Annotated in this window: 10 protein-coding genes and 1 pseudogene; all 11 read left to right on the top strand. The window is 57.0% G+C overall.

What is annotated here, in order from left to right; translation table 11 throughout:
* Nucleotides 1–31 precede the first annotated feature (31 nt).
* The 11 genes and pseudogenes from guaB to JWQ90_RS02900 all read left to right on the top strand — a co-directional run bounded on the left by guaB (nucleotide 32) and on the right by JWQ90_RS02900 (nucleotide 14039).
* Nucleotides 32–1522 (top strand): IMP dehydrogenase, encoded by a 1491-nt coding sequence (guaB, locus tag JWQ90_RS02950; RefSeq protein WP_299689150.1) that lies wholly within the window; start codon nucleotides 32–34, stop codon nucleotides 1520–1522.
* A gap of 10 nt (nucleotides 1523–1532) precedes the next feature.
* The gene (gene guaA / locus JWQ90_RS02945; protein ID WP_299689147.1) at nucleotides 1533–3134 is read left to right on the top strand and encodes a glutamine-hydrolyzing GMP synthase; all 1602 of its coding nucleotides are present in this window, start codon (nucleotides 1533–1535) and stop codon (nucleotides 3132–3134) included.
* A 553-nt stretch (nucleotides 3135–3687) separates the two neighbouring features.
* Entirely contained in the window at nucleotides 3688–4446 is a 759-nt protein-coding gene (locus JWQ90_RS02940) for a type IV toxin-antitoxin system AbiEi family antitoxin domain-containing protein (RefSeq protein ID WP_299689144.1), read from the top strand.
* Nucleotides 4439–5371 carry a nucleotidyl transferase AbiEii/AbiGii toxin family protein gene (locus JWQ90_RS02935; RefSeq protein ID WP_299689141.1) on the top strand — a complete coding sequence of 311 codons (933 nt, stop codon included), beginning with the start codon at nucleotides 4439–4441 and terminating at the stop codon, nucleotides 5369–5371. Before JWQ90_RS02940 ends, JWQ90_RS02935 begins: the two co-directional genes overlap by 8 nt.
* A 56-nt stretch (nucleotides 5372–5427) precedes the next feature.
* The gene (locus tag JWQ90_RS02930; RefSeq protein WP_299689138.1) at nucleotides 5428–6021 is read left to right on the top strand and encodes an NADAR family protein; all 594 of its coding nucleotides are present in this window, start codon (nucleotides 5428–5430) and stop codon (nucleotides 6019–6021) included.
* 14 nt (nucleotides 6022–6035) lie between these two features.
* On the top strand, nucleotides 6036–7994 hold the full coding sequence (locus JWQ90_RS02925) for an HAD family hydrolase (protein ID WP_299689135.1): 1959 nt from the start codon (nucleotides 6036–6038) through the stop codon (nucleotides 7992–7994).
* Nucleotides 7991–9211: a hypothetical protein gene (locus tag JWQ90_RS02920; RefSeq protein WP_299689132.1), complete on the top strand. Its 1221-nt coding sequence runs from the start codon at nucleotides 7991–7993 to the stop codon at nucleotides 9209–9211. Before JWQ90_RS02925 ends, JWQ90_RS02920 begins: the two co-directional genes overlap by 4 nt.
* Nucleotides 9211–11130 carry a hypothetical protein gene (locus JWQ90_RS02915; protein WP_299689129.1) on the top strand — a complete coding sequence of 640 codons (1920 nt, stop codon included), beginning with the start codon at nucleotides 9211–9213 and terminating at the stop codon, nucleotides 11128–11130. The genes JWQ90_RS02920 and JWQ90_RS02915 overlap by 1 nt, the downstream gene beginning before the upstream one ends.
* Nucleotides 11127–12386: a hypothetical protein gene (locus tag JWQ90_RS02910; protein WP_299689126.1), complete on the top strand. Its 1260-nt coding sequence runs from the start codon at nucleotides 11127–11129 to the stop codon at nucleotides 12384–12386. The genes JWQ90_RS02915 and JWQ90_RS02910 overlap by 4 nt, the downstream gene beginning before the upstream one ends.
* A 613-nt stretch (nucleotides 12387–12999) precedes the next feature.
* On the top strand, nucleotides 13000–13467 hold the full coding sequence (locus tag JWQ90_RS02905; protein ID WP_299689124.1) for a helix-turn-helix domain-containing protein: 468 nt from the start codon (nucleotides 13000–13002) through the stop codon (nucleotides 13465–13467).
* Nucleotides 13464–14039: pseudogene (locus JWQ90_RS02900) on the top strand (PIN domain-containing protein). The gene JWQ90_RS02905 and the pseudogene JWQ90_RS02900 overlap by 4 nt, the downstream one beginning before the upstream one ends.
* The last annotated feature ends 131 nt before the right edge of the window (nucleotides 14040–14170 follow it).

The raw sequence follows: 14170 nt of genomic DNA, 5'->3' as shown, positions 1-14170 counted from the left end.
TCTGTATAATATCGCTTTGCCGGAGCCGTTCATGTCTCGTCTTTCCCAAGACTCCCGCATCGATCTCGAAGCCCTCACTTTCGACGACGTGCTGCTCCAGCCCGCGTACTCGGAAGTGCTGCCGCGCCAGGTAGATCTGCGTACCCCCTTGACCTCGCGCATCATGCTCAACATTCCGCTGATGTCGTCGGCGATGGATACGGTCACGGAAGCCAAGCTCGCGATCGCGCTCGCCCAGGAAGGCGGCATCGGCATCATCCACAAGAACATGACGCCGGCCCGCCAGGCCGCCGAAGTGCTGGCGGTGAAGAAGTTCGAGGCCGGCGTGATCGTCGATCCCGTCACCGTGCGGCCGTCGATGACCATCGGTGAAGTGCTCGCGCTGACGCGTGCGCATCGCTTCAGCGGTGTGCCGGTGGTCGAGGGCAATCGCCTGGTCGGCATCGTCACCAGCCGCGACCTGCGCTTCGAGACGCGCTTCGATCAGCCGGTGTCCAGCATCATGACGCCGCAGGAGCGCCTGGTGACGGTGAAGGAGGGCGCGAGCAAGGAAGAAGTGATCGGCAAGCTGCATCAGCACCGCATCGAGAAAGTGCTGGTCATCAACGACCTGTTCCAGCTGCGCGGCATGATCACGGTCAAGGACATCCAGAAGTCCAGCGACTTCCCGAGTGCGTCCAAGGACGAGCGCGGTCGCCTGCGCGTCGGCGCCGCAGTCGGCACCGGCAGCGACACCGACGAGCGCATTGCCGCGCTGGTCGAGGCCGGCGTCGACGTCGTCGTCGTCGATACCGCGCACGGGCATTCCAAGGGCGTGCTCGACCGCGTCAGGGCGATCAAAAAGCTCTATCCGGATCTGCAGGTCATCGGCGGCAATATCGCCACCGGCGACGCCGCGCTGGCGCTGGTCGAAGCCGGCGCCGATGCGGTCAAGGTCGGTATCGGCCCCGGCTCGATCTGCACCACGCGTGTCGTCGCCGGTGTCGGCGTGCCGCAGATCACCGCGGTGATGGCGGTCGCCGACGCGCTACGCGGCAAAGGCATCCCGCTGATTTCCGACGGTGGTGTCCGCTATTCCGGTGACTTCGCAAAAGCGCTCGCAGCGGGTGGGTATGCGGTGATGGTCGGCTCGATGCTGGCCGGTACCGAAGAAGCGCCGGGCGAAGTCGAGCTGTTCCAGGGCCGCTCGTACAAGGCCTATCGCGGCATGGGTTCGATGGGCGCGATGAGCCAGGCCCAGGGCTCCAAGGACCGTTACTTTCAGGACACCACGTCCGAGGTCGAGAAGCTGGTGCCGGAAGGCGTCGAGGGCCGCGTGCCGTACAAGGGCCCGATGTCGGCGATCGTGCACCAGATGATTGGCGGCCTGCGCGCCAGCATGGGCTACACCGGCTGCGCGAGCATCGAGGAAATGCGCACCAAGACTCGCTTCGTCAAGATCACCTCGGCCGGTATCCGCGAGAGCCACGTCCACGACGTGACGATCACCAAGGAAGCTCCGAACTATCGCGCACAGAATTGAGATCGTCGACGTGACTGAAGCAGCCACCGTCAACACTCACGCCGACATTCACGCTGAGCGCATCCTGATTCTCGATTTCGGTTCGCAGTTTACGCAGCTGATCGCACGCCGCGTGCGCGAGCTCGGCGTCTACTGCGAGCTGCATCCCTGGGACATGTCGGACGCCGCGATCAAGGCTTTCGCGCCCAGGGGCGTGATCCTGTCGGGCAGCCCGGAATCGGTTGCCGCCGAAGGCTCGCCGCGCGCTCCCGGCGCCGTGTGGAATCTTGGCGTGCCGGTGCTCGGCATCTGCTATGGCATGCAGGCGATGGCACAGCGCTTCGGCGGTACCGTCGAACCGCACGATCAGAAAGAGTTCGGTTACGCGGAGGTGCGCGCGCGCGGCCATTCCGCCCTGCTACGCGACATCGAAGACCGCATCAACGCCGATGGCCACGGCCTGCTCGACGTCTGGATGTCGCACGGTGATCGCGTGGTCAAGCTGCCGGAGGGTTTCAAAACCATCGCGGCTACGCCGGATCTGCCGCTGGCCGGCATGGCCGACGAGGAGCGCAAGTATTACGGCCTGCAGTTCCACCCCGAAGTCACGCACACCAAGCAGGGCGCGCGCATCTATTCGCGTTTCGTGCACGAAATCTGCGGCTGCGGCGACGCCTGGAGACCGGGCAGCATCATCGACGACTCGATTGCGCGCGTGCGCGAACAGGTCGGTAGCGGTCACGTGTTGCTGGGTTTGTCAGGCGGAGTGGATTCGTCGGTGGTTGCCGCGCTGCTGCACAAGGCGATCGGCGCGCAGCTGACCTGCGTGTTTGTCGATCACGGCCTGCTGCGGCATCACGAAGGCGACCAGGTGATGCAGATCTTCGCCCGGAATCTCGGCGTCAAGGTCATCCGCGTTAATGCCGAAGAACGCTTCATGAAAGCGCTCGCGGGTGTCAGTGATCCCGAGGCCAAGCGCAAGATCATCGGCGGCCTGTTCATCGACGTGTTCGACGAAGAGTCCGCGAAAATCGACAACGTGCAGTTTCTCGCACAGGGCACGATTTATCCGGACGTGATCGAGTCGGCTGGATCGAAGACCGGCAAGGCTCATGTAATCAAGAGCCATCACAACGTCGGCGGTCTGCCGGAGCGCATGAAGCTCAAGCTCGTCGAGCCGCTGCGCGAGCTGTTCAAGGACGAGGTGCGCAAGATCGGCGTCGAACTCGGCCTGCCGGCCGAGATGGTCTATCGCCATCCGTTCCCCGGCCCGGGCCTGGGCGTGCGCATCCTCGGCGAAGTCACCAAGCCCGCCGCGGACACACTGCGCCTGGCCGATCACATCTTCATCGAGGAGCTGCGCCGCAGCGGCTGGTACGACAAGACCAGCCAGGCTTTCGCGGTGTTCCTGCCGGTGAAATCGGTCGGCGTGACCGGCGACGGCCGCCGCTATGAGCCGGTGATTGCACTGCGTGCGGTCGAGACCATCGACTTCATGACCGCGCACTGGGCGCATCTGCCATACGAGCTGCTCGACATCGTGTCGCGCCGTATCGTCAATGAAATATCCGGCGTATCGCGCGTGGTCTACGACGTCTCGGGCAAGCCGCCAGCGACGATCGAGTGGGAGTGAAGGGATTCCGGGCGCGAAGTACTTTTTTATTCGCTACCAAAGACTTGCTGAATCTCCGTGACGATCTTCGATACATCGTCAACGGTCCGCATTTCTGAGGCATGCGATTGATGCCGAAAGACTTCGCGGATTTTCGCTCATACGTCACAGACCGGCCAACGGCCACTCGGCGAGTAGAGGAGCGCAGCGAGCAACGCAGCGTCGTGACGGCGAGAACGGCGTGATACGGTGAAACAGACAGGCAAAGCCGCCCAACCCTGCCACCCACCGCAAGCGGAGCGCGCAGGCAGCCAGGCTGCCGAAGATGTCAGGGATCGAAGCCGGATGGCCGCGACTCGGTGAGGCGCGGGGTGTACCGAGAGCCCGGTGGCGGAACGACAGACGTAACAATTGGTCGCAATGCCATTCGGGATAGGCCGGACAAAACTCAGGTGCGCGATCCGCACGTCAACAGATTAGATTACGTATTAAAAATATAATATAGGTATATTTTATGCGTTGATATTAAATCAAGTGAGCAAGCCCGGATTAGAAGCTGTGGTATGTTTAATCTATGGAGCGAACCCCAAGACATTCTCTAATCAAGCGTCTCCAGACCGGATCACTGCGAGGAATGCCGTTCGATTTGCCGACCCTCCGCGGCTTGGGCATCTCTCCACAACTAGCAGCGAAGTACGTTGAAAGCGGCTGGCTTATCCGACTCGCGCAGGGCGTATACGCCTTTCCAGGCGATGATCTCGATGCTCATAGCGCGATCAAATTCTTGCAAACACGCGTGCCCGGTCTGCATGTCGCCGGTAAGAGTGCACTGGCCCTGCAAGGTGTACGACACAACCTTGCCACCCGCGACACGACAGTGCTGTGGGGAGATGCGCGCTTCACCTTGCCAAGCTGGTTCACATCTCGATACCCAGCGCGATACGCCTCAGCGCAACTCTTCGATTGGTCTGGCGATCTGCAAGCGGACAAGACAATCACCACCCCGCCAGGCGTGGCCGATGGACTACGTGTTGCCGTGCCAGAACGTGCAGTTTTGGAACTGCTCTATGAAGTCGGGATACATCAGAGCCTCGAAGAAGCGCACGACATCTTTAGTGGTCTACGGAATCTTCGAAAGGATTTGTTAGGCCGATTGTTGACGAGTTGTACGAGCGTTAAAACCGTCCGGCTTTTTTTGGCCTGGTCACGAGAAACCAAAATCATCGATGTCGCCTTGCTGCAGAAGCAGTATCAGCTCCCCGTCGGCAGTGACAAACGGTGGATGACGCGACTGAAGGACGGCACCTTATTGAGCTTGAAGCCCCATGGATAGGAGCTACGCCCAAGCTGTACGGCTGCTCCTGGTGGTCGCCCCTGATGTCTTCGCGAACGACATCTTTGCGATCAAAGGCGGGACTGCGATTAATTTGTTCGTGCGCGACATGCCCCGGCTTTCGGTCGATATTGATGTCGTCTATCGATCATGGAAAACCCCCCGCGAACAAGCACTGCGCGAGATCGCCGAAGAACTTGAAAGAGTTGCGACACGCCTGGCCTCGCTGGGGCTGCGCAGCCGCAGAATTGCTGGCAAGGATTCTGGAGACACCAAGCTTCTGATCGAGAACGATGAAAGCCTGGTCAAGGTCGAAGTCAATGGAGTGTTCCGAGGCACGGTTTTGCCAATCGACAATCAATCTCTATGTTCGCGAACGGCGGAGATGTTCAGTGCAGAACTTGAATTGCCTCTTCTCGCCTCTGCAGAGCTATACGGTAGCAAGCTGGTGGCAGCGATGGATCGTCAGCATCCCCGTGACCTCTTCGACGTATGGCAACTGCTTGAGCATGACGGAATCTCAGACGCCATGATCGAGTGCTTCGTGACCTACCTGTCGGGTCACAATCGCCCCATTCACGAAGTGCTATTCAGCAATGACAAAAACATTGCGGAGGAGTACCGCAATAACTTTGTTGGTATGACCACGGTGCCTGTAGCGCTGGACGTGCTCTTGGATGCAAGAGCGCAACTCAGGTCGGAATTGACTCGGAGACTAACCCTTGCGCAGCGACAATTTTTAATGGGCCTGGCGAAGGCACAGCCGGATTGGACGCTGCTGCAGTGTCCACATGCATCGGAACTCCCCGCGTTGCGGTGGAAGCTCGCCAATTTGCTGACCTTTAAACAGAGGCGCCCGGCAGATTTCGAGCAGCAGGCGATCGAGCTTGAGAATCGCTTCAGTCGAGCCGGAGGCAATCAGTGAGTTGCTGACATGGGGCAGTACGTAATGAACCTTAGAACATAAGATTGAGAGTTGGAATGAAGAAAACTATAAGTAAGAAAGCTCAACAAAAAAAACAGCCTGAAAAGGTCGAAGCTGTTATTGCAGAGGAAATTAAATTCTACCGTGCAAATGAAAAACCTTACGGTGCACTAAGCAACTTGTATCGAAGAGGAGTCACGTTTGAGAACGAAGTCTTCGCCACATCGGAGCATGCATATCAAGCAGGAAAAGCCAGAAAAAAGGCGGTGCGTGATTGGATACTGAGCGCACCCACGCCCGGGCTGGTCGCGATGGCGGCCCACGGTCTTTATACCTGGGATATCAATTCCGACTGGTCAAAGGTGAAGTTCGATCGAATGCGCCAAGTTCTGCGAGCAAAGTTCTCACAGCATGAGGATCTTCGTGAACTGCTTTTGTCCACCGGCCAGGCACGCCTCGTGGAGGCGGGGACAGTCGATAGCCCCGTGAATCGCGTATGGGGCGAAGTCAACGGCAAGGGCCAGAACATGCTGGGTGTCATTCTCATGGAAGTTCGAGAGGAGTTGCGCAAGCCTGTGCGATCCAAAAAATCTCGTAGCGGAAAAGGTCCTAAGAGCGTTCCGGCTCGTCGCCGTGTCAAAACTGCTTAATGCGAGTCCAAGACATGTCAGCGACGCATTACGACATCGAGTTGGGGAAGCTGTCGGCAACCTACGCTGCAGCTTTGGAAGCCGATGTCTCAAGAATAAAAGCCTTCATTGCAGGGGCAAGCGAATCTAGCGTCATCGGTGTGGGATCGGGCGGGTCGTACACGGTGGCGTCGCTGCTTTGCAACCTGCATGAGTCCTATACGGGTCGGGTATCCCGACCATCAACGCCGCTGGAGTTGATCTGCAATCCCACGTTAGCGGCATCCAGTCCGGTATTTCTTATCTCGGCCGAGGGAAAGAACCCCGACATCATCGAAGCACTCAAGCGCGCCAGGGAGCATAGCTCGCGCAACGTGCATGTCTTGACGAACCGGGAAAAGAGTCCGCTCATCGACTGTGCGACACAGTTCACTGACATCGCCCCCCACATTTATCCGCTGGTAGAAAAAGACGGCTATCTGGCGACAAACAGTCTTTTGCTCGACGCAGTCTTGGTGGCTCGTGCCTACGGTGAACTGGATCAGGGGGGTAGCGATGTTCCGCTACAGATGCGGGCGCTACGTCTTGCGAGGGGATCAATTGGAGATTGGGTAAAGGAGTCGGCTGAGTTCACCCAAGAGGTGGTGAAGCGCGGCAATGTCATCGTGGTGTATTCACCGCTTCTACGGCCGATTGCTGCTGACCTAGAGTCCAAGCTATCAGAGGCCGCCCTGCTGCATTGCCAGCTCGCAGATCTCAGATCGTTCGCTCATGGGCGTCATCTTTGGCTCGCAGAACGCCCCGAAGACTGCGCCATTCTGGCGCTGACCGAACCAGGGCTAGAAGGTCTCTGGGACGGAATGCGTGCACTGTTGCCGACGCACGTCCCAACCCTGACCATGCCTTTGGGTGGGTCTAAGCCCAGCGATCTACTGGCCGGGCTGGTGGCACAAATGCACTTTGTAGCATCGGTTGCCCAAGGGCTCGGTAAGGACCCAGGTCATCCCGAGGTTCCACAGTTCGGCCGTGATTTGTACTACGTGGATCTTCCAGCCTTGATCCCCGGTCCCGAAGCGATAGGCAATGCCGCCGTGCGCTCAAAATATGAAGTGCTGGGCGCCCGCTGGCCCTCAATTGGGCGTGGTGGCTCAATGGCCCGCGCCTTGGATACGTTCCGGGAGGCGCTGGAAAGGCAGACTTTCCGAGCGGTGGTTTTCGATTATGACGGTACGTTATGTAGTTCGCAGAGCAAGGATAGTCCGCCCTCGGATGAGGTGGTCGCCCACCTTTTGAGGTTGATCAGCGCTGGCGTCCTGATAGGGGTAGCTTCGGGTCGGGGCGACTCGATCCAGCAAGATTTACGGAAGTCGATCCCGGAAGGGTCGTGGTCTCGCGTTCAGTTGGGGCTCTATAACGGCGGCTGGATCGGTGACTTGTCCACGCCGGTGCCCAAGGAGGCTGGCACCAGCGAGTTCTTAAGTCACGTCACACGAATCGTCGAACGTCTGAAAGCACTCGGCGTCCCGATCAAGAAAATCCGAGCGACGCATCCGCACCAAATCAGCGTGCGATTTTTCGATGGGGTGCAGGCAGAGGGAATGTGGTTCGTCGTGGCAGATGCCCTGCGGCAGGCTGGCCTCGATCTCTCCAGTGTTGTTCGCAGCAAACACTCCGTGGACATTCTTGGTCGCGGTGTCGATAAGTCTCATCTCATCGCGCACATGGTCCAGGAATTCAAGATCGACCCTTACGAGATTCTGACGATGGGAGACCAAGGGGCCTGGCCTGGCAACGATTCGTCGCTGCTTGATCACCGCTACTCGTTGAGTGTCGACGTTCCATCAAGACGGCTCGACCGGGCCTGGAAGATCGCGCCGTCATCCAAGCGCGATGTCGATGCGACGCTTTGGTACCTTGACCGCGCCGTCGCCTCACTCGGAAAGGGCAGCTTCCGACTGTTGCTGAGCGATGAATTGCCTGGGCAAGTACAATGAAGGATCAGAATGCGCAGTCCTTGCTGGCCCGAGTCATGGACTGGCAGGACGAAGATGTCGTCAGAAAATATGTGCCGATCCTTCAACTGCTGGCCGACTACAAATACGACCAGTACCAACGTTTCGGTCCCGGAAAGCGGTTCATTGAAAGCCTCGCGCTGTGGCTGCAGCAATTCGATGCTTCGGATCGCCCAGCTGCGTTTGATCTGGTGATGAGCAAGCTTGTGTACTTTTCGGACGCTGAACTCTCGCATCTAGTTCAGCACGCCTATCCGGACGTCATCGTCCAGGAGCGCATGCGCCTGGTGGCCGAGGAGAAGGATATCCCTCCCCATTGTGTCGGCGAGATTGCTCGGCATCCCCGATTCAAAGAACTCCGCTTGAAGTCCCTATATCTGGGACTAAGCGACGGCGCGAGGACCAACGAGCTAAGACGAGCTGGCCAAGGAGAAATTAGTAACGAGCAAATCTGGCAGGCCTACGAGCTCGGTGATTCGAAAGCTGAGGAAATGCTGGAGGAGTTGCAGAAGTCCCTGACTGAAGATGAGCACGAGAGGAAGCTTCCGACAGCGGAAGAATTCTGGCGGCTACATGACGGCGAAGGTCGGGTTGCAGCCGATAAAGCACTTGCGGGTATTATCGAATCCCTGCCCGGAGCGAAACCGACAGCACCGAAGCCGAAATTCAATCTTATTTGGCTACTTGATGATTTTTCCGGGAGCGGAAACACTTACATTCGCTTCGATGGGAAGTCAGGGCGGTACAAAGGCAAGATCAAGAAGATTTTTGAACGCCTGCATCAGGGCGATCTGATTGATCCATCGCATTACGAGGTCTACCTACTGTTGTATATCGCGACGCGGCAGGCAATCGATCACATCGAGTATTGGTCGGAACGGTTCACTTCGGAAAACGGCTACAAGCCGCTACAGATACGAGTTCTATGTCCGATAGAGCGCGAGGCAGCCCTCACCCACGACCTTAGTCCCAGCCTGAAGGCGATTCTCGAGAATCCGAAATATTACGATAAGCATGCCTCGGACAAGCACATCAAAGTTGGCGGCACCGATGACGCGAACTATGGGTTTGCCAACTGTGCTTTACCGGTAGTGCTCCCACACAACACGCCGAATAATTCCGTTTATGTGCTGTGGGGCCCCGAATCTTATGGCTTCTATGGACTCTTTCCGCGTGTCAGCCGGCACCGGGAGTTCTAATGGCATACCGCACCAATCCGTTTTTGGAAAGAATGTCGGAGCGCACTTCCGACCAGGAATTCGTACGGTTGTTCTCCCCCAAGATCATCGAACGACTACCAGAAGATGCATTTCAGGGGGCCGTACATATATTTAGGAGTCCTCCAGGGGGTGGTAAGACGACGCTTCTTCGCGCTTTCACGCCTACCGCGCTGAAAGCGTTCTGGAACACTCGGCGGGTCCAGGAGATGAACGAGTCGTATCAGAAACTTGTGTCTCGCCAAGTCATGCACGAGCAGGATGGGCCTCAGTTACTTGGCGTTTTCCTATCCTGCGCTTCGGGCTATGCTGACCTTCCACCTGGAGCGTCGATCAATCAGGAAGGATTGTTTCGAGCTCTTCTCGATTGCCGCATTGTTTTGCGATCGTTGCGGAATTTGGCCGCGCTAATGAGCTTCAGCACTCCGCAGCAACTCGATGAGGTTCGCCTAGAGTATGGCGAAGTAGGAAGCGACCTGAAAGCGATCCCGACCGAATTGTCGGCCGGCGAGTTGGTTCGTTGGGCAGAACAACGTGAGCGAAGTGTTTACGCCGCACTCGATTCTTTCGGTGGGTCTTCACGTGAAGGCATGCCATCGCATGTGCGATTCGAGGGTGTTCTTTGGTTGCAGACGGTTCGTTTCATTGTCGATAACAACGTCGTGGCCCCCAGGCGACTGTTGATGATCGATGATCTTCACAAGTTGCGACGCAAACAGCGCGCACTGCTTATTGAGGAACTAACTGAGCTACGACCTACAATTCCCGTTTGGTTGGCAGAACGTAGCATCGCGATGGGAGAAGAGCTGCTTTCGCAAGGCGCACGGGAAGGCCGCGATCTACGTGAATATCCGCTGGAGGAAATGTGGAGCAGTCAGCAACGAGGCCAGTTCTCGACATTTGCACAGAACATATTGCAGCGAAGACTGGACGTACAGAACCTGATTCCGTCGGGTGCCTTTTCTCAATATCTACGGGATCATTTCAAGTCTGATGAACTCCGGAAAGAGATCGAATTAGGGCAGCAAGGATTCAAGCAAAGTGTTGAACGCCAGCGCAATAGTCCGCGCTACAGCGAATGGCTGAGACAAGCCGGTGAATATCTGGAAACCTCGGATCTGGACTCTCTCCGCGAGTTGTATGTAATTCGGACATTGATCGCGCGCGATGAGTCTAAGCGACAGTTGACGCTAGAGTTGGCGCCGCTGGCGACAGAGGAACTTGAGGATCGTGATAGCTCGCAGGTTCAAGCGGCTGCCGAAGCATTCATGCACGAGGAACTGAAAATTCCGTATTACTTCGGCATCGACAAGCTCTGTACTCTGGCGACAAATAATATCGAAGAATTGTTGTCGCTGGCGGCGACGCTCTATGAAGGGTTGCAAGCCAAACAGATCATGCGTAAGCCGGAGCTGTTGCTCTCGCCGGCGGAGCAGGAAAAGCTAATCAAGGATGTGGCAAAGCGAAAGAGAGAGTTCATTCCAAAAAGCCACACAGAAGGTACACGCGCGCAGCGTTTGCTCGATGCCGTTGGAGCATATTGCCGAGACCGGACGTTTCTGCCGAATGCACCCTATGCCCCTGGGGTGACGGGCGTTCGTCTGTCGCAGGCTGAGCTGGCCAAGTTAAGGGCAAGTGCCAAACGCGCCGATGATCAAAAGGCGATTCTGTTGCGATTGCTGTCCGAATGTGTGGCGGAGAACCTCCTGATGGCGCGGGATAGCTCCGCCAGCACCTCTCGTGATGGTGGCACGGTGTTCTATCTGAATAGAACGCTCTGCGCTCACTTCGATCTGCCTCTTCAGACTGGCGGGTGGCAGGACGTGTCGGCAGACACAATGATCGAATGGATGGAATTGGGTCCTCAGCCGAATCGTCGGCGACGTCTGGAGATGAAATGAACGCGCTCTGGCAGCACTACGTTTTTCGTCGCGGTGCCGAAGTGCCCGATATGTGGGATCGCATGTATTCGGAGCGCCGTATCAACAATAGCCCCGTACGACTGTTATACATCGCAGGGCGTGGCTTCGATGTACGCGCACAGGCCGTGATGTCGAAGTTTGTGCATAGCCTGAGCGAGTCTGGCTGCCAAGTGTCCAAGGCGGAATTGTTGCTGGTTAATATAACTGGTTATCAGCTCAGCGAAGAGTTGAAACAACAGACTGAGCTGAATGCGGAAGCTCTTAGCAAAGCCTTCGCATCGATTGGAGCCACCAAGGTTCTCTCTCAACTAGTGGATGATAACGATGACGACATCAGTGCCACTACGGCACTACGACTGAGCACTGAACGAGTGTTGGCCGAGGTTACGGATCAGACCGATATAATTCTGGACGTCAGTTCTCTGCCTAGAATTGCATATTTGTCGCTCATGCTAGGCCTGCTGCATAGGTTGATTCCGGACAAGACGGTGGAAAATCCGCTACTAGCTGGTGGAGTGAATTTGCAAGTCGTAGTCGCTGAGGATGCCAAGCTGGACGGACAGATTCGCTCTGAAGATCCCAGCAACGATCTGGTACTCATTCCGGGATACGCAGGTGCGCTACGTATTGAGAGCGTCAAGCATTGGCCGTTGGTCTGGTTTCCGGTGCTGGGAGAGAATCGGATCGGTCAGTTGCAGAAAGTGATGGACTCCGACGTGATTCCCGCACTCGCGGAAATATGTCCAGCCTTGCCCCATCCATCTCGGAATCCGCGAAGAGGTGATCAACTCCTCATGGAGTACCGGACGCCGTTGTTTGATGCGCCTCTCACCCCGGTGACTAATATCCTTTATGCACACGAATCGCATCCGTTCGAAGCGTACCGCCAACTATTGGGCGCCATGAGGCGATACTTAAAGAGCATGCGCATCATGGGAGGGTGTCATCTGGTTGTGACGCCGCTTGCAAGTAAGCTGATAACGCTTGGTGCGGGGTTGGCGTGCTTCGAAATGAAGCCCGCGGCGGCGGCCGACGACTACGGTGTTGCTATTCCGTATGCCGAGCCGACTCGCTACGTCGCGGTGGCGCAGCAGCTTCTGGAATCGAAGCCTGAAGTTTCGGTGCTCATCCTGACCGGAGAGTCCTACGGTGTTGCTCGAAGTGGCCATGTCGAAGCTGGGTCTTCGCTTACCGAGCCTGGAAGCCTTGCAGTTGTCCAAGGCTCAGAAGATTGACGGTAAAACTGACGGTAAATAATAAGAGATATATATAAAACATGTCATATTTACAACATGTTAATTTATCAGGATACAATTGAGTGGGAGTGAAGGGATTCCGAGCGCGAAGGTTTTGTTCTTAGTTACCAAGGGGTTACTGATTCAGTGTCATTGCCGGCAATACATCGTCAACGGCACTCATTTCGGAGGCAAGCGATTGATGCCGAAAGGCTTCCGGGCCTTCGCTTCTGGCCGATGCGTTCACGTAGTGGGAAGATTTGACGGTAAAACTGACGGTAGATTCTTTCCGGAAATATCCGCAGAGACATTTACCGTCGTGCTCGCACAGCTTTGACGGTAAAGGTCTTCCAGAACGGTAATCCCGCCGGTGTCACGAACGAACAGAGCTGCGGACACATTGAGGAAGTCGTTCAATATGGCCGTATTCCGGCGGTCTCACGTGAATTGCCAAGGTCGGAACCCTCACGCAGCAGCTTGGCCGTCATAGATGGGCAGGCGCTGTTGGCTTGGTGCATAGGCTTGGCGGGGGATGTCGTTTCGTTTATTGCGACTTTCGTTTGTTTCGTTTAGGCTCTCTCTTATGAGTCATTCGAATTTCTCGGAGCCCGTCATGAGCAACACCTCCCTGGCCGTTATGAATCTCCCCGTTGCACGTGAGGTGCAGGCGGCGGTGGAGAGCCAGCGTGCCCTGGCCGCATATCTAACGACCCAATTTGAAACGCAGCGAATCCAGATTCTGGATGACAAGAACCAGGCTCATCAGGTCGAGTTACCGACTAGTGCGCTGCGTCTATTGGTGGACATCCTCGCTGAGCTGGCGGACGGTAATGCCGTTCAAGTCGTGCCGATCCATGCGGAACTGACCACCCAAGAAGCAGCTGACCTACTCAATGTTTCGCGGCCGCACTTGGTGAAGCTGTTAGAGGCCAACTCATTGCCGTTCCACAAGACGGGCAAGCACCGGCGCGTGCGCTTCGCTGATTTGATGAATTTCAAATCGGAGCGCGACCGTGCTAGTGAGCAGGCGATGGAGGGGCTGACCAAACAGGCTCAGGAGTTGGGCATGGGATACGAATGAGGCATTCGCCGTTCACGGCCGTTTATGACGCCTGCGTGTTGTATCCCGCGCCGCTTCGGGATTTCCTGATGTGGCTGGGGCTGACGGGCCGGTTCCGGGCGCGATGGAGCACGTAAATCCATGACGAATGGAAACGCAGCCTCCTCGCAAACCGGCCCGACCTGACGGCTGAGCAACTCGATCGCACATCATCGCTCATGGATCTGGCGATTCCAGACGCCCTCGTAACAGGCCATGAGCATTTGATCGCCGGACTGAACCTGCCGGACCCGGATGATCGTCACGTACTGGCGGCAGCGATCCGTTGCAACGCCAGCGTGATCGTGACGTTCAACGAGAAGGATTTCCCCGCTGACGTGCTCGCCGCTTTCGGCATCGACTGCCAGCACCCCGACGTTTTTACCGAGTATCTGTTCGATCTCGATCAAGCTGCGGTGGTCGCGGCTGCGCAACGACAGCGGCGGCAGCTCAAGAACCCGCCTATTGATGTGGACCGCTACCTCGACATCCTGCTGCGACAAGGTCTCGTACAGACCAGTAAATCGTTAGCCACGTATCGCCTGGTTCTTTGAGAAGGGTGTTACCGGCTGCGTAAATCCGCGTAAATCCGGCGGCAAGGCTTGCTCTGTGGCGGCGACGTGGTGGCCTGTGACTTGGAAGCAGTCGGCGGGGGACTACGGGATTTCGCGACGGCTGTTTCTCA

The organism is Hydrocarboniphaga sp., from assembly GCF_028291725.1.
Lineage (GTDB): Bacteria > Pseudomonadota > Gammaproteobacteria > Nevskiales > Nevskiaceae > Hydrocarboniphaga.
The sequence above is the reverse complement of the archived record's forward strand: the minus strand, read 5'-3'. Positions and strand labels throughout refer to the sequence as shown.